General features: G+C 39.0%; 22 protein-coding genes. 2 read left to right on the top strand and 20 right to left on the bottom strand.

The annotated features are described in order from the left end of the window. Window positions 1–129: 129 nt before the first annotated feature. Window positions 130–1959 carry an SLC13 family permease gene (locus WA338_RS15575; RefSeq protein ID WP_273016279.1) on the bottom strand — a complete coding sequence of 610 codons (1830 nt, stop codon included), beginning with the start codon at window positions 1957–1959 and terminating at the stop codon, window positions 130–132. A gap of 191 nt (window positions 1960–2150) precedes the next feature. On the opposite strand from WA338_RS15575, the gene WA338_RS15570 reads away from it, so the two are divergent. Both WA338_RS15570 and WA338_RS15565 read left to right on the top strand, forming a co-directional pair. Further along, entirely contained in the window at window positions 2151–2732 is a 582-nt protein-coding gene (locus WA338_RS15570) for a Crp/Fnr family transcriptional regulator (protein ID WP_009780067.1), read from the top strand. A gap of 111 nt (window positions 2733–2843) precedes the next feature. Beyond that, window positions 2844–3587: an SDR family oxidoreductase gene (locus WA338_RS15565; protein WP_272985621.1), complete on the top strand. Its 744-nt coding sequence runs from the start codon at window positions 2844–2846 to the stop codon at window positions 3585–3587. 96 nt (window positions 3588–3683) lie between these two features. Here the strand turns inward: WA338_RS15565 and WA338_RS15560 are convergent, their stop codons facing one another. The 19 genes from WA338_RS15560 to WA338_RS15470 form a co-directional block, all read right to left on the bottom strand. Further along, window positions 3684–4058, bottom strand: coding sequence for a hypothetical protein (locus WA338_RS15560; RefSeq protein ID WP_009780069.1), 375 nt, complete (start codon window positions 4056–4058; stop codon window positions 3684–3686). Then, complete coding sequence (locus tag WA338_RS15555) at window positions 4042–4506, bottom strand: hypothetical protein (RefSeq protein ID WP_009780070.1); 465 nt, start codon at window positions 4504–4506, stop codon at window positions 4042–4044. The genes WA338_RS15560 and WA338_RS15555 overlap by 17 nt, the downstream gene beginning before the upstream one ends. A 132-nt stretch (window positions 4507–4638) precedes the next feature. Further along, window positions 4639–5478 carry an OmpA/MotB family protein gene (locus WA338_RS15550; RefSeq protein ID WP_272985619.1) on the bottom strand — a complete coding sequence of 280 codons (840 nt, stop codon included), beginning with the start codon at window positions 5476–5478 and terminating at the stop codon, window positions 4639–4641. 164 nt (window positions 5479–5642) lie between these two features. After that, window positions 5643–6095, bottom strand: coding sequence for an FKBP-type peptidyl-prolyl cis-trans isomerase (locus tag WA338_RS15545; protein ID WP_009780072.1), 453 nt, complete (start codon window positions 6093–6095; stop codon window positions 5643–5645). A 131-nt stretch (window positions 6096–6226) separates the two neighbouring features. Continuing rightward, window positions 6227–7798 (bottom strand): signal peptidase I, encoded by a 1572-nt coding sequence (gene lepB, locus WA338_RS15540; RefSeq protein ID WP_009780073.1) that lies wholly within the window; start codon window positions 7796–7798, stop codon window positions 6227–6229. Window positions 7799–7850: 52 nt separating this feature from the next. Further along, a complete protein-coding gene (dapB, locus tag WA338_RS15535; protein ID WP_009780074.1) occupies window positions 7851–8552 on the bottom strand; it encodes a 4-hydroxy-tetrahydrodipicolinate reductase in 702 nt (233 codons plus the stop codon). A gap of 3 nt (window positions 8553–8555) precedes the next feature. Continuing rightward, window positions 8556–9149, bottom strand: a complete 594-nt coding sequence (locus tag WA338_RS15530) for a DUF5683 domain-containing protein (RefSeq protein WP_009780075.1) — start codon at window positions 9147–9149, stop codon at window positions 8556–8558. Next, complete coding sequence (locus WA338_RS15525) at window positions 9139–10044, bottom strand: ParB/RepB/Spo0J family partition protein (protein WP_009780076.1); 906 nt, start codon at window positions 10042–10044, stop codon at window positions 9139–9141. The genes WA338_RS15530 and WA338_RS15525 overlap by 11 nt, the downstream gene beginning before the upstream one ends. Window positions 10045–10046: 2 nt before the next feature. Then, the gene (locus WA338_RS15520; protein WP_009780077.1) at window positions 10047–10814 is read right to left on the bottom strand and encodes a ParA family protein; all 768 of its coding nucleotides are present in this window, start codon (window positions 10812–10814) and stop codon (window positions 10047–10049) included. Window positions 10815–10953: 139 nt separating this feature from the next. Continuing rightward, the gene (locus WA338_RS15515) at window positions 10954–11835 is read right to left on the bottom strand and encodes an SDR family oxidoreductase (RefSeq protein WP_009780078.1); all 882 of its coding nucleotides are present in this window, start codon (window positions 11833–11835) and stop codon (window positions 10954–10956) included. Between the two features lie 21 nt (window positions 11836–11856). Beyond that, window positions 11857–13941, bottom strand: coding sequence for a methylmalonyl-CoA mutase (scpA, locus tag WA338_RS15510; RefSeq protein ID WP_336094082.1), 2085 nt, complete (start codon window positions 13939–13941; stop codon window positions 11857–11859). Beyond that, a complete protein-coding gene (locus WA338_RS15505; RefSeq protein ID WP_273016280.1) occupies window positions 13934–15295 on the bottom strand; it encodes a methylmalonyl-CoA mutase subunit beta in 1362 nt (453 codons plus the stop codon). Before WA338_RS15505 ends, scpA begins: the two co-directional genes overlap by 8 nt. Further along, window positions 15288–15578 carry an FtsB family cell division protein gene (locus WA338_RS15500; RefSeq protein ID WP_009780081.1) on the bottom strand — a complete coding sequence of 97 codons (291 nt, stop codon included), beginning with the start codon at window positions 15576–15578 and terminating at the stop codon, window positions 15288–15290. Before WA338_RS15500 ends, WA338_RS15505 begins: the two co-directional genes overlap by 8 nt. Window positions 15579–15639: 61 nt before the next feature. Continuing rightward, window positions 15640–16248 (bottom strand): uridine kinase, encoded by a 609-nt coding sequence (udk, locus tag WA338_RS15495; RefSeq protein ID WP_272985610.1) that lies wholly within the window; start codon window positions 16246–16248, stop codon window positions 15640–15642. 208 nt (window positions 16249–16456) lie between these two features. After that, complete coding sequence (locus WA338_RS15490; protein WP_009780083.1) at window positions 16457–16870, bottom strand: DUF6691 family protein; 414 nt, start codon at window positions 16868–16870, stop codon at window positions 16457–16459. Continuing rightward, on the bottom strand, window positions 16870–17427 hold the full coding sequence (locus WA338_RS15485; RefSeq protein WP_009780084.1) for a YeeE/YedE family protein: 558 nt from the start codon (window positions 17425–17427) through the stop codon (window positions 16870–16872). Before WA338_RS15485 ends, WA338_RS15490 begins: the two co-directional genes overlap by 1 nt. Window positions 17428–17671: 244 nt before the next feature. After that, window positions 17672–19810 carry a glycoside hydrolase family 97 protein gene (locus WA338_RS15480; RefSeq protein ID WP_336094077.1) on the bottom strand — a complete coding sequence of 713 codons (2139 nt, stop codon included), beginning with the start codon at window positions 19808–19810 and terminating at the stop codon, window positions 17672–17674. A 182-nt stretch (window positions 19811–19992) separates the two neighbouring features. After that, a complete protein-coding gene (locus tag WA338_RS15475; protein ID WP_009780086.1) occupies window positions 19993–20358 on the bottom strand; it encodes a nuclear transport factor 2 family protein in 366 nt (121 codons plus the stop codon). Between the two features lie 7 nt (window positions 20359–20365). After that, complete coding sequence (locus tag WA338_RS15470; RefSeq protein ID WP_009780087.1) at window positions 20366–20716, bottom strand: DUF2200 domain-containing protein; 351 nt, start codon at window positions 20714–20716, stop codon at window positions 20366–20368. Window positions 20717–20719: the final 3 nt, after the last annotated feature.

Here is a 20719-nt window from a genome sequence, read left to right as displayed (position 1 = left end):
CAAACACCATATGTGGAAACCTTTAAATTTGCAGCATAAAAATTTGCACAAACCTTAGAATACAGACAGGCTTGCCATAATGTGGTTTACTGGCATCTGCTAAGGTTGATTACTGAAAGGTGGTTTAGTTTATAATAACGTAGCGAGTAGAAAGGTACCTGCTACACATAAAATGATTGATAGGATACCTCCTAAAATCAAAAAATGCTTGAAGCGATAAATACCAAGATTGTAGATCAATGTATTGGTTTGATATCCCACGGGTGTAAAAAAGCTAAAATTAGCCGCAAACATAACCGCCAGAATAAAAGGTTTAGCAGGTAGGTTGAGTCCGGATGCAACGGAAATTGCAATGGGTGCCATAATCACCGCGGTAGCATTGTTTGAAATACTTCCGCTAAGAATCATGGTGATCAAAAAAAGAGCTCCAAGAATAAACAAGTTATTTCTCCCTTCAAATAGGGCAAGTAAATGTTCAGAAAGCCAGAGGTCTGCACCGCTATTGGTCATTGCCACACCCAGCGGAATCATACCGGCCAGTAGAAAAAATATCTGCCAATCTACTTTATGATAAATTTTATTCATCTCAAGGCTATTTGTCGCCAAGAGTAATCCAATTCCTGTAAGTGAACTTGCTAGAATACTCAACAAACCGGAAGCAGCCATGGCGATCACGGCTAGTAAAATCGCTGCAGTAATATATTTACGCTTGTTATTTTTGGCTTTAAAAGGTTCGTGCATCTTTAAGATCACAATACCTTCAAGATTTTCCAAAGTATTCAACTCAGTTTGGGTAATCTCCAATAAAATGCGATCCCCGGGTTTAATGCGTATTTGATTCAGATCTTTACGGATAAGCCGCTCGGTGGTGTTCCTGATGTTTTTCCGTTTTTTAATAGCTATGGGTAAGGCGCCTTCAAGCTTAAGTCGTTTTAAATTATTGAGCGTGCTTCCTACAAAAGCAGAACCGGGCAGCACCAAGACTTCTATTAATTGAATTTGGGTTTCTTTGGACTCTTGTTCTGTTTTCTTCTTCTGATCTTTGGAGAAAGTTTCCGCAGTTTGAAGTGCTTTACTCGCTTGTGTCAGGTTCTCTTCTTGAGAGATACGCTCTATATTTTCAAGATCTGCCATCACGACCAGTTTATCTTGCTCTGCAAGCGTAATATATCTTCCTGGCGCATTGGTGACCACATGGTTGCGAATGAGTTTGAGCAAGGTTACCTCAGGATCTTTAAAAAGAAACGTATCCTGAATGGCTTTACCCACAAGCGGCGAGTTTGAGTTTATGGTGACGGTTGTAATCAGGTTGTTGATCTCGTAATCTACCTCTAAACGTTCTGAAACATTTTTCTTCGGAAGAAATTTTGAAGCAATGGTAACCACAACTATTCCTATTACCAGAAAGATCAAGCCAAACCAAGCAAATTCAAAAAAGCCAAGTTTTTCTATTCCGCGGTTTTGAGCCACAGAATTCACAATGAGATTGGTTGATGTTCCCATTAAGGTGCAGCTTCCGCCAAGAATTCCTGCAAAAGATACCGGTAGTAATAATTTACCCGCTGCTATTCCATAGCGCTCTGCAAGCTGAAAAATAATTTTTATAAAAACGATCACTACGGCTGTTGTACTTATAAAAGCACTTATACCGGCAGTTAGAAACATAAATGTGGGAATAAGCAGGAGTAAGGGGAAAATGCTCAAGCGCTGTAAACCGTCGGTAAACCATGCAATGACGCCATTATCCTCAAGCGCCACTGCAATGATCATCAAGGCCAAAACAGTGATCGTTGCAGTGTTTGAAAAACCACTTATACCTTCTTCGGGAGTGACTAAACCCAACAAAATCAAGGATACAATAATGAAAATAGCAATTTTGTCTACCGGAAATAATTCGGTGACAAATAAGAAAATAGTGACTCCGAGAATGATAAAAACTTCGAGTATTGCGAGATCCATACGATTAAAATAGAACGCTAAATTTACTAGGAAAGCTTAAAGCTTTTTGCCAAAGTTTATATAAACAATTAGTAAATCGTAGTTGAAGTATTATCCCTATTTTTAATCTTTGTGGTCATCCTTTGTTATTAAGGGCGCGTATTTTTGGCACCTCAGAAGGGTATAATACCCAAGATAATTTACGAGCAAATATGTTTGATTCTTTACGGAAGCACTTAGAACAGGTTATTGAAATTTCAGATCAGGAATTTGATGAATTTTGCGGTTTGCTTTCTCCGCAAAAATTCAAAAAAAGAGCTATCCTGATCCGTCCCGGCGATTTGGTTCAGTCAGAATTTTATGTGGTCTCCGGTTGTTTGCAAGTAGTTCATACTTCAGAAAACGGAGATGAGTCAATTTTACAATTTGCCATTGAAGATTGGTGGGTGAGTGATTTTGCTGCTTTTTTTAACGGTACACGGGCACGGTTGACGGTAAGCTGTATTGAAGATTCAACGGTGCTGGAATTGAATAAAAACTATCTCGAAGAGCTCTACGGACGAATACCAAAATTTGAACGTTTTTTTAGAATCAAATTAACAGGTGCTTTTGTTGCGCTCTATGAACGCATTCAGAATGGCTTAGAAAAAAACAGTACTGAACGGTATCAGGAATTCTGTGAGACCTATCCCAATATCGAGCAGCGCGTTCCCAACTATAAAATTGCGAGTTATCTTGGTATAAAACCAGAATCATTAAGCCGAATTCGAAGAGAACTTCAGGAGAAAACGTAATTCTTAACAAGGCTTAACAGGCTTTGTATATTCTTAACAGCTAAACCTAACATAGGTCAATGAACTCAAACGGGAAGGCTAAGTAAATTTGTCTAAACTAAAAATTAAATTATGAGTTTAGAGAACAAAACTGTGATCATAACCGGAGCCTCAAGTGGAATAGGAGAGGCGACGGCAAAAAAATTAGCCGGAGCCGGTGCTAAAGTTGTTATTACTGCACGACGTACAGAGCGCTTGAACGAACTTAAAGAAACTATTGAAAAAGAAGGTGGAACGGCTTTAGTCGTTACGGCAGATGTAACGAGTAAAGACGATTGGAAGAATATTATTGAAAAAACACACGAGACCTTTGGTAAAGTAGATGTTTTAGTAAACAATGCGGGACTGATGCCACTTTCTTTTGTAGAAAATTTGAAGACAGACGAATGGGACACTATGGTAGATGTAAACATCAAAGGTGTGCTTAATGGTGTTTCTAGTGTAGTGCCAGATATGAAAGAGAATAAATCAGGTCACATTATTAATATTTCATCTGTAGCCGGAAGAAAAATTATGCCTGCCGGATCTGTGTATTGTGCCACCAAATATGCGGTAAGAGCTTTGAGTGAAGGTATACGTCTAGAAATGGGACCAAAATATAATACCAAAGTAACTTCTATAGAACCAGGCTTTGTAGCAACCGAATTGACGCAAACCATTACTGATGATGATGTACAAGATATGTTATCACAGTTTGCCGACTTGAAGACTTTAGAAGCAGAAGATATAGCAAATTCTATACATTACGCCTTAACACAACCAGAGCACAGCAGTGTAAACGAGATCTTGATACGACCAACAAATCAGGATTTATAGAATATTCTCAATCTTATTATATAACCAAAAGGTCTGGCATTGCCAGACCTTTTTTTATTGACGCTGCCAAAGGATATAATAATCCCGGATTAGTTACTAGCAGATAAAGGCAATATTTAAGAGTCCTAATAATCCAAGAATCAGAGCTGTAATCCCAATGATTACTTGATACGGATTTAAAAATCCTGCTGCTTTATTGAAGAAATCTTGTAATGATGGGCTGTTCTGAAAAGTTCCTCCCAACAGTGCCAAGCCGGCAAGAATACCTACAATGTCTCTAAATGTACAGAAGGGTCTAAAGAGAAACCAAATACCTAAAATAAGGCATATGCCTCCAATGACGGCAGAAAAGGGGCGAAGAGCACTTGCAGCTTTAGTGAAGATTTGGGTGCTGCCGTCCCATTTGTCTAGTGTTGTTATTCCTAAAAGAATACCGGCGCAAATGAGTGCCAGTTCATAAAGTATTATCATGATGCTTTTGTGTTAGTTTCTCAAAATCGGTAACAGGATCTAACTTGTCACCTTTACGGATAAAATTAACCGCTTCGAGTAAACTCTCAAAAGAAAAAATTTCTCCTTTATAAAAAAAACGTTCGATAACTAAATTATAAATGGCTGTTTTGCGGTAAGTAACAACAGCAAAAACCTTAAATAGATCACGTTTGTTTAAATAGGCCAACCAATCTTGGGGTTTAATAGAATAATCATGAACGCGATTCGAGATGTAATTCACTTGGCTGCCTTTATTTTTATAAAATTTTTCACCAACCTCAAGCACTTTTTGAGCTTTATCCCACTCAAATAATTCGCCTTCATTAATTTCTGAAATGATAAAGTCATCAAAAAAGTAAAATGACCCAAAATTAAAACGATGTTCTTCTCTTATTAAATGTATTAAATGGGTGTTCTTTACTTTCATAGTCTTCAGCATTTTCTTTTTAAATTATCAAATCTTCAAAGAGATAGAAAATAGTTTAACAGACTTATACGATTAAGTATTAAAAAAAAGCCACCATTCGGTGGCTTTTTACAAGTATTTCTAAATATTATACTAGTCGGTCGAACTTACCATCGATAGGAATTTATCTAAATTAGGTAAGATGACAATTCTTGTACGGCGGTTCTTAGCACGATCTTCTTTAGTGGCATTATCTACAAGTGGTAAGTAACTACTGCGTCCTGCTGCGATCAGTTTAGCAGGATCAACATTATACTTGTCTTGTAACTCTCTAATGATCGCTGTAGAACGCTCTACTGAAAGTTCCCAATTGTCTTTAATGTAAGCACCGGGTTTTACCGTTTGGTCATCCGTATGACCTTCAACCATAACTTCGATTGCAGGTTCTGAATTGATGACATCTGCCAGGCGTTTTAATAAACCGTCTGCTTTATTACTTACACGATAGCTTCCGCTATTGAACAGCAATTTATCAGAAACATTGATCATTACCACAGTCTCATCGATATCGACCTGAATATCTTCATCTTCCCCCACAGAATCATCAAGATTCTTTTTAAGGTTATATGAGATCGCTAGGTTCATCGAATCTTCAAGACTCTTGGCTTGCGCCAATTCGTTTTGATCTACCTTGCTTAAGGTTTCACGCATTTTATCTTTAGTACTTTCAGACATAACAGCAAGATTTTCTACTAAGTCAAGCTTTTGATAGTTGTCATCTCTTAAAGAATTTATTTTGCTGTTGTAGTCAGCAACCCGGTTTTCGATGGCGCTGTATTTTGCTTCTAATTCTTCTTTCTCAACCTGAGTTTTGGTAAGCGAAACCCGCGTGTCGTCATATCTGGTTTCTAATTCGGTGTATTTTTTCTTAGACACACAAGATACAGTAAGTATGGTCGCGCTTAAAAGCGCAACAGTATTCATTTTTTTCATTATTCATAAATTTAGTTAGACCTCTATAACAGGTGCGTCCTAAATTTATTTTTTTCAAAATGCTATAATTCTGTTAAAGCATTTCGTCTAGCCTTATTGATTTGAATGAAAAAAGTCCGTAAACACAGATGTCTACGGACTTTCAAGATTTATTTAAAAAGCTATTATTTGATATCTACAACTTCCAGGTCAAAAATGAGATCCTGTCCTGCAAGTGGGTGATTGGCATCGATCACGATACTTTCATTACGCACTTCAGCTACACGAAGTTGACGCTCACTTCCGTCAGGATTTTTAGCAACTAAGCCCATTCCTACTTGAGGATCAATTTCCTGTGGAAGATCTGCTTTTGGTACTTCTTGAAAAAGATCTTTACGCACTTCGCCGTAGGCTTCTGCTTCTGGGATCGTGATCGTTTTCTTTTCACTAACTCCCATATCAATAAGACCTTTTTCAAAACCGGGAATGATTTGTCCCTGACCTAATTGAAATTCTAAAGGTTGCTTATCTACAGAGCTGTCAAAAATTTGACCATTTGTTAATTTTCCTGTGTAATGCACCTTTACGGTATCGTTATTTTTTACTGTACGTTGTGTATTTTTTTCCTGTGTTTCCATAGTGCGGAAGCTATAAAACAGGCTGTGCAATCCCTAAGCAATTGTGTTAAAATAAAAATTTTTATCAGTATAAAAACAAAAAGCATCAAACCTTTAAAATTTGATGCTTTTACGTGTTATTTGTTTAAATATTAGGATTTTGCTTTCCTGATCTTTATGACTTTTGAGATTACAATATAGCCAACTATGGCAATAATAAAGTAAATAAAGTAAGAAACCGGCTTGCCATCGCCACCAACCGTCGTAAACAAGCGTTCCCAACGAATTTTTTCCATAATACCGGTGCCATTACTGTCCCAACTAAACCAAATAAATACAGGTTTACCTACGATATGATTTTCAGGAACAAAGCCCCAAAAACGACTGTCTTCACTATTATGACGGTTATCACCCATCATCCAGTAATAATCTTGTTTAAATGTGTATTCGGTAAGTGGTTGACCGTTTAAGGCAACTTCAGTTCCATTTACAGTGATCTCGCGTTGTTCTCCCATTTCTTCACCCTCATAAACTTCAATTAGACGTTTATAAAGCGGAAGGTTTTCAACAGTAATTGGCGCTGTAGCTCCAGCTTTAGGAATATAAAAAGAAGCCATCTGATCGCGATTTCCTAAACTAGCATTCCCTTTCGGAAAGATAGAAGCATCTTTTTGACCTGGATCTGCAATTAACCGTTCAAGGGAAGCTACATTTGGATGATTGCGGAAGCGCTCTGCATTTTCAGCAGTAAGCGCCTGAGTATGAAATTGCGTTGAATTATAGAACGAAAGATTAGTTATCTTATATTGATCGTAAAGGTTCTTTGCATTAAATCCGCCACCTTTTGCTGTACCTATATAACTGTATTGTGGTTGTGCACGGCCAGGTAATTCCAGAGGAGCATTGTTTACAAAAACTTTTCCGTCAACGATTTTCAAACTATCCCCAGGTAAACCTACCGCACGTTTTACATAATTCGATTTTTTATCTATGGGTTTATGATAGTATTTTCCGTCATCCAAGCCGTAGAAGCGATTTACCGTATCTACCGGCCAGCTAAACACCACAATGTCGCTGCGCTCAATATCTTGAAACCCCGGAAGTCTAAAGTAGGGGAGTTGGGGTTTGTCTAAATAGGATTTGATCCCTACACCCGGAATGGTGTCATGAACCATCGGGAAACTTACGGTCGTCATTGGCGTACGTGCCCCATAATGAAACTTACTTACAAAAAGAAAATCTCCTATGAGTAGAGTGCGTTCTAATGAACCGGTAGGAATCGTAAAAGGTTGCATCACATAGGTGTGTACAATGGTTGCAGCCACAACTGCAAAAAGAATAGAACTAACCCACTCACCAACAGCACTTTTAGGCACTAATGAGCGCTCTGTTTTATAGGTTACCGGCGCAGCATAATTTAAATAATAGAGGTAGAAGCCCAGCGTGACAATAACAAGTACTGTGTCTGTCGTTGAGTTTTTACCAAAGCTTCTTGCAGTTTCTACCCAAATTACCGGAAACATAATCAGGTTTACGATGGGGATAAAAAGAAGAATGGTCCACCACCAAGGGCGACCAATTATACGCATTAGAATAACCGCATTATATATGGGAACGATAGCTTCCCAAGCCTGACGTCCTGCTTTTTTATATAATTTCCAGGTTCCTAAAAAGTGGATGACCTGAACCAGCAGGAAGAATAAAAACCATTGCATCATTGTCATAGGTTCGTATGTTTTGTTGTATTTGTATGTTTTTCTAGTAAGATGTTACTCATTATGATAAATTGAGTACATCTTTCATACTATAAACACCTGTTTTATCTTTTAACCATTCGGCAGCGATGATTGCACCTAAAGCAAAACCATTGCGGTTATGTGCCTTATGTTCGATAGTGATCTCATCAACTTGACTTTCATATTTTATAGTATGCGTTCCTGGAACTTCACCTTCGCGTTCTGCTTTAATGGTGATTTTGTTCGCTTCTTGCTCATCAAGAATCCAGTCGTTTTTCTCTGAATGCTCCAAAATCCCTTCTGCCAACGTTATTGCGGTTCCGCTAGGGGCATCTAATTTATGAATATGATGTACTTCTGTCATAGCTACATCATAGTCTTTAAGCCCCTGCATCATTTTGGCAAGCTGCTTATTCAGTTCAAAAAAGATGTTTACCCCTACGCTAAAGTTTGAGGCGTAAATAAAAGCCCCTTTATTTTGCTCGCATAGCGAAACCATCTCGTCATACTTATCAAGCCATCCCGTGGTTCCTGAAACTACCGGAATATTCGCTTCAAAACAGGCTGTGATATTTGCTACGGCAGCAGAAGGAATACTAAAATCGATAGCAACTTCGGCACCATTAAAATCATAAGAGTCATCAGCGGCATCGATGGTTTTCACGATCTCGTGACCGCGATCTGTTGCGAGTTGCGCTATAGTTTTTCCCATACGGCCATAACCAAGAAGGGCAATTTTCATAATCTAAAAAGTATAAGTGATACGCATCCCAAACGTGTTTGAGTAGTCAAATTCATTGCGTTGCATAAATGGAGCAAAGCTCAATCGGTCTTCCACTTCATATTGTGAAAGGTGAGCATCTACGTTTGCTTCAAGTATTTGCAATACATACAACCCTGCGGTAATGAGTATCGATAGTTCTTTGTTTCTTCGGTAAAAATCCTGGGCTCTCAACAATTGATCTTCTGTGAATAATTCACGCGTATTCCCATTTTCATCTACTATAGTAAATTCATCCATACGTCCTGCAATACGATCTTTGTATGCGGTACGATATTGTTGAAAGAGGTCGTGATTGTAAACGGCAATTCCTACACCGGTACCAATAGCACCGTATACGATAGGAATTTTCCAGTAATCTTTATTGTAAGCTTGTCCTAATCCCGGAAGCACCGCAGCGTAAAACGCAGCTTTGGCCGGTTTAAGCGCATCATATTCTTGAAAAGCGGCATCTATTTCTTCGGCTTCAATTTGAGGTTGTTCCTCAGATGGCGTTGATTGGCTTAAAGCTATACTGCAGAAAAGGAGGCAAGTAAATAGTATTAATTTATTCGGCACCAGATATTAATTTTTTAAGTCGCTTAAAATCTTCTTCTGAAGAAAACGGAATTATTAGTTTTCCATTGCCTTTTTGAGCAACTTTTACATCTACTTTGGCTCCAAAGTAAGAAGCAAATTCTTTTTTTCCTTCCTGAATGAAGTCAGGAACTTTAGATTTAACCGGAGTTGACTTCCCTGATTTTTTCCCTTCTTTATAATTTTTTACAAGGGCTTCTGTAGCTCTTACCGAAAGTGAATCCTGAAGGATCTTCTCGTATATATCGAGTTGGTCTGAAGTATTTTCAATATTAATCAGCGCACGACCGTGGCCCATAGACAGAAAACCATCACGCATTCCTGTTTGAACGATCGGGTCTAATTTCAACAAACGCAAATAGTTAGCAATCGTAGATCTGTTTTTACCTACACGCTCGCTCATTTGCTCTTGGGTAAGATTGATCTCTTCGATCAAACGCTCGTAAGAAAGTGCAATTTCTATGGGATCAAGATCTTCACGTTGAATGTTTTCAACAAGAGCCATCTCAAGCGACTCTTGATCATTAGCGATACGAATGTATGCCGGGATGGTCTCTAGACCAACTAATTTGGAAGCTCTAAAACGACGCTCTCCAGAAACCAATTGGTATTTACCAAACTCAATTTTACGAACGGTTATGGGTTGAATGACACCCAACTCACGAATGGACGACGCAAGCTCTTTTAAAGCATCTTCATTAAAACTGCTTCGGGGTTGAAACGGGTTTACTTCAATATTGGCAAGTTCTAGCTCTACAATATTGCCTACAACCTTATCTGCGCCTTTATCACCGGCGGTTTTTATATCATTGTCAGGATCTTTCAATAAAGCTGAAAGACCACGACCCAAAGCTTGTTTTTTAACTGCTTTAGCCATCTTTACGCGTCATTTTTAGTAATTATCTCCTGAGCTAAACTTAAGTAATTTGCGGCACCTTTGCTGCCTGCATCGTAATTAATTATGCTTTCACCATAACTTGGTGCTTCACTCAAGCGAACGTTTCTTTGGATAATGGTATCAAAAACCATCTCATCAAAATGCTTTTGTACTTCATCAACCACCTGATTTGAAAGTCTCAAACGAGAATCAAACATCGTTAATAAAAGCCCCTCAATATCTAATTTTTGATTGTGGATTTTCTGAACACTTTTGATCGTGTTCAACAATTTACCAAGACCTTCAAGTGCAAAATATTCACATTGAATAGGTATAATCACAGAGTCTGAAGCGGTAAGTGCATTGAGTGTTAATAATCCCAATGATGGGGCACAATCAATCAAGATGTAGTCATAAGAATCTTTCAAGTGTCTTATGGCACGCGCCATCATATATTCGCGTTGATCCATATCTACCAATTCGATCTCGATAGCTACCAAGTCGATATGTGCAGGAATCAAGTCGAGATTTGGAGACTCGGTCTTCATAATGGTTTCTTCGGCCTTGCTAGAATGTTCCAGCAGCTGATAGGTACCCATCTCGATCGTTTCAACATCTATACCCAATCCCGATGTGGCATTTGCCTGAGGATCTGCATCAATTAAAAGTACTTTTTTCTCAAGCACGCCTAGCGAGGCTGCAAGGTTAACCGATGTTGTAGTCTTGCCTACACCACCTTTTTGATTAGCAATTGCTATAATTTTGCCCATAGAGTATATTGAGGTATTGCACAGCGAAAATACGATTTATAACGGGCAATTAAAATGCTTTTTGTTAACAGGTTTTAATAGTTTTAGGAGAATCACTTTTATAAAACACAGGATTCGAGTTTAAAAATTCTTAAATCCTTTATTTATTGCGCTTTGCTTTAACCATTGCCTCCAATTGATCCCATAATTCTTCTGGAATATCTTGTAATAAATTGAATTGTCCCGCACCTTCAAGCCATTCACCACCATCAATGGTCACAACTTCACCGTTGATGTACGCTGAAAAGTCTGAAACTAAATACGCCGCGAGATTGGCAAGCTCCTGATGTGCTCCAACTCTGCGCAAGGGTACTTTCTTAGACAGATCAAATTTTTCAGCAAGATCTCCCGGAAGAAGCCGTTCCCAAGCACCTTTGGTAGGGAAGGGGCCAGGAGCGATCGCATTAGAACGTATACCGTATTTGGCCCATTCTACCGCTAGTGAGCGTGTCATAGCAAGCACTCCGGCTTTTGCCGTAGCACTGGGAACCACATAAGCAGAACCGGTCCAGGCATAGGTCGTAACGATGTTTAAGATGGTTTTGTTGGTTACCTTTTTATCAATCCAATGCTTACCAAAGGCGAGCGTGCAGTTTTTACTTCCTTTTAAGACGATATCAATAACCACATCAAAAGCGTTGGCAGAAAGTCTTTCAGTTGGAGAAATGAAATTACCTGCGGCATTATTCAACAGCACGTCAACACTACCAAATTGCTCAATTACCGCATCGCGCATCGCGACGACTTGCTCATAATCGCGTACGTCGCATTGCACCGGAAAGCAGGTTCCACAGGTTTCAGCTTCTAAAGCTTCGGCAGTAGTTTTAAGTTTTTCCAAATTTCGCGAAGTAATAGCAACCTGAGCCCCTAACTCCATAAAGTATTTGGTCATTGCTTTTCCCAGACCGCTTCCGCCGCCGGTTACCACAATTGTTTTTCCTTGAAGCGCATCGTCACGCAGCATTTTATTTTTAAAATTCATAGCTTTTATTTTTAGAGGGAATCAATCTTCAAAACTCTGCAGCAAAATCTCTAAAATAGAAATTGCTGCTTCACTTATTTTGGAGCCGGGTCCAAAGACTGCAACTGCTCCTGATTTAAACAGGAACTCATAATCTTTACGCGGAATCACACCGCCCACAATGACCATAATATCGTCGCGGCCTAAGTCTTGAAGGTGTTGAATTACCTGTGGAACCAAAGTTTTATGGCCGCCGGCTAAGGAGGAGATACCAAGAATATGCACATCGTTTTCTACGGCTTGTTTAGCCACCTCTGCCGGAGTTTGAAATAACGGACTGATATCAACGTCAAAACCTACATCTGCATAACTTGTAGCTACTACTTTTGCGCCTCGGTCGTGACCATCCTGACCCATTTTTGCGATCATAATGCGCGGGCGTCTGCCTTCGAGTTTAGCAAACTTATTGGCCAGCTCTTGGGCTTTTAAAAATGTCTGATCCTGTTTTACTTCTTTACTGTACACTCCGCTAAATGATTTTATTTGTGCTTTATAACGGCCAAATACATCTTCGAGCGCTTTTGATATTTCGCCTAAAGTCGCACGTTCTCGTGCCGCTGCAACACTTAAATTTAGCAAATTCCCGTTTCCTGATGTTGCACAAGCTGTTAATTGCTTCAGGGCTTCATCAACTTTTTTCTGATCTCGTTGGGCTTTTAGGTTTGCAAGACGTTCCAATTGTTGCTCACGAACTTTAACATTATCCACCTCAAGAATAGCGAGTTCATCCTCGTGTGCTAAAGCAAATTTATTGACACCAATGATGATGTCTTTTCCGCTATCTATGCGCGCTTGCTTACGTGCTGCCGCTTCTTCAATGCGCTGCTTAGGAATGCCTTTCTCAATAGCTTTGGTCATTCCGCCTAGTTTTTCGATCTCCTCGAGATGTTCCCAGGCTTTATCTGCAATTTCCTTAGTTAGTTTTTCAACATAATGACTGCCGGCCCAAGGATCTACTGTTCGCGTAATTTCGGTTTCTTTTTGAAGGTAGAGCTGTGTATTTCGCGCAATGCGTGCAGAAAAATCGGTTGGTAAAGCGATCGCTTCATCTAAAGCGTTTGTATGCAAACTTTGAGTTCCACCAAAAGCGGCCGCGGCAGCTTCAATCGTGGTGCGCGCCACATTATTAAAAGGATCTTGCTCTGTAAGCGACCAGCCACTGGTTTGACAATGTGTTCTAAGCGAAAGGGATTTTTGATTCTGAGGATTGAATTGTTTTACAATTTTTGCCCAAAGCATACGGGCAGCACGCATTTTTGCGATTTCCATAAAGTGATTCATTCCTATTCCCCAGAAAAAGGAGAGGCGCGGAGCAAAATCATCGATCTTTAATCCGGCTTCAATTCCTGTGCGGATATATTCGAGACCATCTGCCAAAGTATACGCTAATTCAATATCTGCAGTGGCACCTGCTTCTTGCATATGATAGCCCGAAATCGAAATGCTGTTAAACTTGGGCATATGCTCTGAGGTATATTTAAAAATATCAGAAATGATACGCATAGAAGGGGCTGGCGGATAGATGTACGTATTCCTAACCATAAATTCCTTCAGAATATCATTCTGAATCGTGCCTTGCAATTGTTTGGATTGAACGCCTTGTTCTTCGGCTGCTACGATGTAAAATGCTAAAACAGGAAGTACCGCGCCGTTCATCGTCATCGAAACGCTCATTTTGTCCAGCGGAATCTGATCAAACAATAACTTCATATCTTCCACTGAATCTATTGCCACACCGGCTTTTCCCACATCACCTTCTACGCGCTCGTGATCGCTATCATACCCGCGATGTGTAGCCAGGTCAAAAGCTACGGAAAGCCCTTTTTGACCGGCTTTTAAATTACGTCGGTAAAAAGCGTTGCTTTCTTCGGCAGTAGAAAATCCTGCATATTGCCTGATCGTCCAAGGTTTACGCACATACATCGTGCTATATGGGCCACGCAAGTACGGCGGAATTCCTGCAGCAAAATCCAAATGTTCTAAAGCTTCAGTAGAAGTATTCTTTTGAACCGAATCAGATTTGAAAGTATCTGTAATACGGAGATGTTGTATATCCTTTCTACTCATCTTTCAATCTTTTTTGTTCCATTTGTTCGGCTAAACGTTTTGGAATAATGGGTTCAATCAAGGTCTTACGCGGATTCATTTTTACAAATGGGTACAGTTCGAGTTCTGACTTCATTTTATCCTCGCTATTAATGAACGCATTAGTGCCTACCAAAACCTTTTGTTGTTCATCAAAAGCTTTCTGTTCTTTTGCAGCAGAATCCTTTATTTTCTTCTGAATTTTTCCTTCTATAAGTTGGGTTACCAATCCGCCGCCGGCTTCAATTTCTTTGAAGAGGGCTAAAGCCTTTTCTGCAAATTGTTTGGTGAGATTCTCGATATAATAAGTTCCATCTGCAGGATTTTCAATTTGATCAAAGTAACTTTCGTTCTTTAAGATCAGGAGTTGGTTACGCGCGATACGCTGTCCAAACTCATTGGTTTTATGATAAATCGCATCATAAGCGGTATTGCAAATAGTATCTGCAGTTCCCAGGATACCACTCATTGCTTCGGTGGTAGTGCGTAGCAGATTGGTGTTATAATCATAAAGTGTTTTGTTGCGTAATCCGGGAATAGCAAGAATATGACATTGCGTATTCAGGTTGTATTCATCAGCCAGCCTAGCAAAAAGTAAGCGTAAGGCTCTGAGTTTTGCAATCTCAAAAAAGTAATTACCCCCTAAGGCAACTTTAAAAGTTATTTGTTGGTTTCCTAAAAGAGCGCCGTAGTGATTGAAGTACTCATTTACGTGTGCAAGAGCGTAAGCAAGTTCTTGAATACTATGGGCTCCTGCATTATGATAAAGCGTCAGGTCAACGCCTATAACGTTATCGTTTTGGGGATTTAAAAAAAGTTGCTCTAAAGCTTTATGATCCTCTTTTTGAGAAGTATACCAGTTTCCTGAACATGCTAGATTACCCAGAATGTCAAGGTTAAGATGACATTGGAATCCTTTTGAAGCTGTTTGCTGCAACAGGGCCTCATTAAAGGCAGAATCTAAAAAGCTAAAGTTAAAATAGAGCACAAGTTCCTGTTGTGGTAATTGTTCAAGGAGTTGAGCAATGTCGAACTTGTTTTCAGCTTTAAAGAATAGGGCCTCCGCACCTTTGTCCAGTGCTTTTTTTGCTGTTGTAGCAGCTGTTTCAGCTTTTAAAATAAAAATCTCTTCTGCGATAGACCAGGTTTTGGGTTGGCCGGGGATAGGCAAAGCTTGAGTCTCTTCGCGGTGATAGAAAGGTTTAACCGAAATACCTTCTGCAGAATTCCAGACCAAGGTCTCGTTATATTCTGCACCATCAAGATCGTACTGGATCTTTTGTTTAAAGGCTTTTGCCGATACCGGTGAAAATTCAGAAAAAAGGGGTTTACTCATCATTTTTAGTTTTTAGGCTGTCTTCATATTCAATGATAAATAGTTCCTCGTTTTCCTTTTTCATATAATATTCTTCTCTGGCAAAACGCTCTAATTCTCGAGCGTCTTTTAGTTTATTGATCTGGTTTCGATCTGCTTTGATCTCCTGTTTGAAATAAGCTCGGTTACCTTCGAGTTTGTCAATCTCATCATTCAGTTCTTTGTGAATGAACCACGAATTGGTATCAAAAAAAACCATCCAAATGGTGAAGATCACCAAGATGAGCACGTATTTATTTCCCAAAATACGGAACCATTTTTTCTGACGAAGCTTTTTGAAAAAGGACACAGTTGAGCTTTTTGAATTATACCAAACGTTGATTTATAATACTACGAACGATATCTATCGCAACATTGTTATATCGGTTATAAGGTATGATAATATCTGCATATTCCTTAGTAGGTTCGATAAATTGTTGATGCATGGGTTTTAAGGTGGTCTGATAACGCGTTAAAACTTCTTCAAGGTCACGGCCACGCTCGGCAATGTCACGTTTCAATCTACGTATAAGACGCTCATCAGAATCTGCGTGAACAAAGATTTTAATGTCAAAAAGTTCGCGTATTTCAGGATGTGTTAAAATCAAAATTCCTTCTACGATAACTACTTTTCGCGGATGCGTGATCACTTTATCTTTGGTACGGTTGTGCTTTACAAAAGAATAAACCGGCTGTTCAATAGTTTCTCCATTTCTTAGCTGATCTAAATGCTTACAGAGCAATTCAAAATCTATAGATTTGGGATGGTCAAAATTAATTTTTACACGATCGTCGTAAGAAAGGTGTGAATTATCACGGTAGTAGGAATCTTGCGAGATTACCGTTACTTCACCTTCAGGTAATTCCTGAACAATTTGATTAACCACGGTCGTTTTACCGCTCCCGGTACCACCGGCGATTCCTATGATAAGCATAACTCTGAATTTTTTGCAAAAATAGGAAACTTAGACCATAAAGAAGCTTAAAAGCATTGGGGCTTCTCTTAAAAATAGCACGCAAAGCATTTGGGTGTGCTAAGTGTTGACCAACAGCAATATAGCCTTAAAAAAGAAAACTTCTCATAAGTCCTAGCGCATTAACTAAAAACTCAAGAGAAGTCTCAAATTATCAGTTGTACTTTTTCTAATGCGGAAGTTTATTTTTGACCATTCCGTAAACAAATGTGCCCAGGAGTGCGCCAAAAATAACGATGAGTATAGAAACATAACCTGCACCTGTAAGTACATACATAGGTCCGGGGCAGGCACCTGCCAACGCCCACCCTAAACCAAACAAAACCCCGCCAATAGCGTAGCGGGAAACACTCTTATTTTTTGGCTTAAGGTGCATGTCTTTGCCGCCTATAGCCTTTATGTTGAATTTTTTGATGATCTGAACGCCAATAACGCCCAGTACCAATGCAGAACCGATGATGCCATACATATGAAAAGCACCAAACTCAAACATTTCAAAAATGCGAAACCAAGATGCAGCTTCAGATTTGTACATTAAAATACCAAAAAAGGTTCCTATAAAGAGATATACTAGCGTTTTCATTATGCAAAAATTAAGGGAAAAATAAAATGAATCATCACAAGACCACCAACAAAGAAGCCTATAACAGCAATTAGAGATGGAAGCTGTAAATTACTCAATCCGGAAATGGCATGACCCGAGGTACAACCACCTGCATAGCGCGCACCAAAACCAACAAGAAACCCTCCAATGATCAAGATCAATAGGTTTTTAGGATTACTTAAAGCTTCAATGCTGAATAATTCTGTAGGTAAGTAGGCTTCTCCAGCGCTGTTTATTCCGTATCCCTGAAGGGTAGCGACCACGTCGTCTGCGATTTCAACCGTATTATTTGAGAGATACTGTGATGCAATGAAACCACCTATTACAGCACCTATCATAACGGTCAAATTCCAGCGTTCATTCTTCCAGTTAAACTTAAAAAAATCAGCTTTTTTACCACCACCGGCAGCAGAACATAATGTTCTTAGGTTTGAGGACATTCCAAATTGTTTACCTACAAAAAGCAGCACAAACATCGTAAGGGCAATAAGCGGACCTGATACATACCAAGGCCAAGGATCATAAATCCAATTCATAGTTTAGGGGTTTAAAATTCTTTGTTCATAGTTTTAACGATGCAAATAACCTAAAACTCGCAAGCTTTATACGTAACAAGTGTTACACTAGTTTTCTCGATTATCGAGATTGAATGCTGCGACGTTTCCTTTTAAATAAAACTGAATTTAAATGAAATGTTTTATGTGTTAGTTCTGAGGAGTTTGACTAAATAAAAAAGCCTTTGCAAGTGCAAAGGCTTTCTATTACAAAGTTTCAAAATTTTTATTCTGAATCCATCAGGCTTATAGCAAAACCGCCGCCGGCTGCCATTTGAATGGTATGTGTAGAATTTTTGGTCACTTCTTTTTCTTCAATCATATACTCTTGTGGATTATTTTCCCAATCGGCATCAGGACCATCTTTATAAATAAGGGCTTTATAGGTTTTATTTTCCTCTAGAAAATCAAAGTTTATCTTAAACGTTCTTGCGTTTTCATCAGTAATACCGCCTATAAACCAATTATCAGTTTCGCGCTCTTGTCTCGCAATAACTACATAATCGCCTACTTCGCCATCAAGAACTTTAGACTGTTGCCAATCAACGCCTACATCAGTAATGAATTGAAATGCCGGATGTACCTCACCATCAACCAAATAATGTTCGGGAAGGTCACACGCCATTTGAATAGGACTGTAAATCACTACATATAAACCCAACTGATGTGCAAGCGTAGTATTTACGCGATTTCCTTTCTTATAATCATCAAATTTGATGTTAAAAACACCAGGCGTAAAATCAATAGGACCAGAAAGCATTCGCGTGAAGGCGACTGTTGGCAAGTGTGCGGGTGGGTTACCACCGTCTGAGGCCCAAGCATTAAATTCTTGACCTCTCAAACCTTCGCGGGCAATAGCATTGGGATAGGTTCTGCGTTTTCCGGTCGCTTTTATAGGTTCGTGCGCATTGACTGCAATTTCTTTTTTTGCTGTTTCGTTTAAAACTTTTTGATAATGCTTCACCATCCACTGGCCGTGATGATATTCTCCTTTCGGAATAATTTCACCTACATAACCTGTTTTAACTGAGTTGATATCGTTTGCCTTCATAAAGTCGTAAGCAGCTTCCATCTGTTTCTCATAGGTGAGTGGGGCAGCTGACGTCTCGTGATGCATAATCACTTCAACACCTTTATCTTTTGCATAAGCCATTACTTCGTCAAAATCATAATCAGGGTAGGGTGTAATAAAGTCGAAAACGCCTTCACGGTCGTCGGTATTGATCCATTGATCCCAACCGGTATTCCAGCCTTCAACCAATAGTCCTTGGATCCCATTTTCAGCAGCAAAATCAATATATTTTTTAGCATTCTCAGTAGTTGCACCATGTTGTGAAGAACCTTTTTCTCCCACAGTGAAGGTATTCATGTCTTGGGTGCCTTCCATATCCCAGGTAGATTTACCGATGTGCATTTCCCACCAAATACCAACGTATTTCATTGGAGTAAAATAATCTACATTACCTAAGGCATTAGGATCGTTAAGGTTTAAAATCATTTTAGACTCGATGAGATCGCCGGCTTTGTCCGCTACTTGTATCGTGCGCCAAGGTGTGTTGAAGGGTAATTTAATTTTAGCTTTTCCGCCCAAACGCTCAGAGCCTACGAGTTCGCTCACCATTTTGTTTTCAGAAGGATGTATTTTTAAAGTCATTCCTGCATAATCGGTAAGATCAGCTTCGTGAAAACTCAAATATAAACCGTCTTCCGTTTTCATAGTTACAGGGGTGTTTACTGCGTTTTCTGGAATGTATGAAGCATTCAAATCTTCATTATTTGCTTTAGAAAGTGCATCTATTTCAGAAAACTTGGTCTCATTATAAAGATGCTCGTAGATATCCCAATCTCCCGGAATCCACCAAGTTTTATGATCGCCGGTTAAAGAGAACTCCGTGTTTTCATCAGTAATTAATAGTTCATCTAGATTGTCTTGCTGCGGAAATTCATAACGAAAACCCACACCATCGTCGTACACTTTGAAATGAATATTCAATTTTCGTTGCTCAGGAGTATTTTCTTCAAGATACACGATGAGTTCATTATACTGGTTTCTCACTTCAAGTTGTTCGCCCCAAGGCATAGCCCAGGTTTCATCTAGCCCGCCGGTTTTAGCATCTATAATGCTGAAATTTTTACTCAATGTATTCAGGTCTTTAAATTCAAAACCCATAGCAGAAGTATCTATTACAGTTTTTCCGTTGTGCTTGAGCGTGTAGGAAGGCTGACCATCTTCGGTTAGTTGGAAGGTGATTTGGTTTGAATCGTTAGGGGAGGAGACCTGTAAAGTCTCAAACTTGTTTTCTCTCTCGCAGGATGATAAACTTATAATAGTAAGCAAGGCGAAGGCGTATAAAAACTTATTCATAGTTGATAATTAAAAATAAAGATGGTAAAAACTGAATGTGTCTTAGATCTAGTATCAGATAAATTTCTAATAATGAAATAAAACCCTTCAGAAAATAGGCTATTTTAATTATTTAATAAAATTTAATCGTTGAAATTGAGGTTATTGTGATTTGAAGTCGCGTTTCTAGTAATACGTTAAACTCAAAATAACCCTAATTCATTTGGAGAATTTTTTTCGACTTCCTGCCCTATATCCCACATCTCAATGACCTTATTGTTCTGGAATTTAGAAATATGTACTACTACAATTTGCATTGTTTTCTTAGTCACCAGACTATGGGTGATGACCGTATCACCATCAGCATAAATTTTTTTAACCTCAAAACCTGTGTTAGGATTTGCTTGATGATCTTCTTTCATCGCTTGAATTAAGGCATCTCGTGAACCTTCGAAGTATTGATTGTGATGGATGAAATTCTCGGACACATATTTTGAAAATGCTTTATCAATATTGCCAAAGGCAACTTCCTTTAAGAACGCAGCAGAAATAAGTTTAAGGTTGGCCATGGCTTTCCTATTTTCTAAGAATTTTGTCCATAGATTTGCCCTTTGCTAACTCATCTATGAGCTTATCTAGATAGCGTACCTTTTTCATCAAGGGGTCTTCAATATTTTCAATGCGGTGCCCGCAAATTACTCCGGTAATCTTAGAAACATTAGGGTTGAGTTGAGGCGCTTCGTCAAAGAAGGTTTCAAAATTTGTCTTTTCAGATAAAATACGCTCCAAAGCGTTTTCATCATAACCGGTTAACCAAAAGATTATTTGATCAACCTCTTCTTTGCTTCGTCCTTTCTTTTCGGCTTTTGTGATGTAGTGCGGATAAACTCCGGAGAAGGCCATTGTGTCGATTCTGTGCTTTGCCATAGT

This window comes from Leeuwenhoekiella sp. CH_XMU1409-2, assembly GCF_037029365.1.
Classification (GTDB): Bacteria; Bacteroidota; Bacteroidia; order Flavobacteriales; family Flavobacteriaceae; genus Leeuwenhoekiella; species Leeuwenhoekiella blandensis.
This window is presented reverse-complemented; position numbering and strand designations above follow the sequence as displayed.

Coding starts and splice junctions, on each gene's coding strand:
- WA338_RS15575 (WP_273016279.1), bottom strand. CDS start 1,959: ATGGATCTCGCAATACTCGAAGTTTTTATCATTCTCGGAGTCACTATT.
- WA338_RS15570 (WP_009780067.1), top strand. CDS start 2,151: ATGTTTGATTCTTTACGGAAGCACTTAGAACAGGTTATTGAAATTTCA.
- WA338_RS15565 (WP_272985621.1), top strand. CDS start 2,844: ATGAGTTTAGAGAACAAAACTGTGATCATAACCGGAGCCTCAAGTGGA.
- WA338_RS15560 (WP_009780069.1), bottom strand. CDS start 4,058: ATGATAATACTTTATGAACTGGCACTCATTTGCGCCGGTATTCTTTTA.
- WA338_RS15555 (WP_009780070.1), bottom strand. CDS start 4,506: ATGAAAGTAAAGAACACCCATTTAATACATTTAATAAGAGAAGAACAT.
- WA338_RS15550 (WP_272985619.1), bottom strand. CDS start 5,478: ATGAAAAAAATGAATACTGTTGCGCTTTTAAGCGCGACCATACTTACT.
- WA338_RS15545 (WP_009780072.1), bottom strand. CDS start 6,095: ATGGAAACACAGGAAAAAAATACACAACGTACAGTAAAAAATAACGAT.
- lepB (WP_009780073.1), bottom strand. CDS start 7,798: ATGACAATGATGCAATGGTTTTTATTCTTCCTGCTGGTTCAGGTCATC.
- dapB (WP_009780074.1), bottom strand. CDS start 8,552: ATGAAAATTGCCCTTCTTGGTTATGGCCGTATGGGAAAAACTATAGCG.
- WA338_RS15525 (WP_009780076.1), bottom strand. CDS start 10,044: ATGGCTAAAGCAGTTAAAAAACAAGCTTTGGGTCGTGGTCTTTCAGCT.
- WA338_RS15520 (WP_009780077.1), bottom strand. CDS start 10,814: ATGGGCAAAATTATAGCAATTGCTAATCAAAAAGGTGGTGTAGGCAAG.
- WA338_RS15515 (WP_009780078.1), bottom strand. CDS start 11,835: ATGAATTTTAAAAATAAAATGCTGCGTGACGATGCGCTTCAAGGAAAA.
- scpA (WP_336094082.1), bottom strand. CDS start 13,941: ATGAGTAGAAAGGATATACAACATCTCCGTATTACAGATACTTTCAAA.
- WA338_RS15505 (WP_273016280.1), bottom strand. CDS start 15,295: ATGAGTAAACCCCTTTTTTCTGAATTTTCACCGGTATCGGCAAAAGCC.
- udk (WP_272985610.1), bottom strand. CDS start 16,248: ATGCTTATCATAGGAATCGCCGGTGGTACCGGGAGCGGTAAAACGACC.
- WA338_RS15490 (WP_009780083.1), bottom strand. CDS start 16,870: ATGAAAACGCTAGTATATCTCTTTATAGGAACCTTTTTTGGTATTTTA.
- WA338_RS15485 (WP_009780084.1), bottom strand. CDS start 17,427: ATGAATTGGATTTATGATCCTTGGCCTTGGTATGTATCAGGTCCGCTT.
- WA338_RS15480 (WP_336094077.1), bottom strand. CDS start 19,810: ATGAATAAGTTTTTATACGCCTTCGCCTTGCTTACTATTATAAGTTTA.
- WA338_RS15475 (WP_009780086.1), bottom strand. CDS start 20,358: ATGGCCAACCTTAAACTTATTTCTGCTGCGTTCTTAAAGGAAGTTGCC.
- WA338_RS15470 (WP_009780087.1), bottom strand. CDS start 20,716: ATGGCAAAGCACAGAATCGACACAATGGCCTTCTCCGGAGTTTATCCG.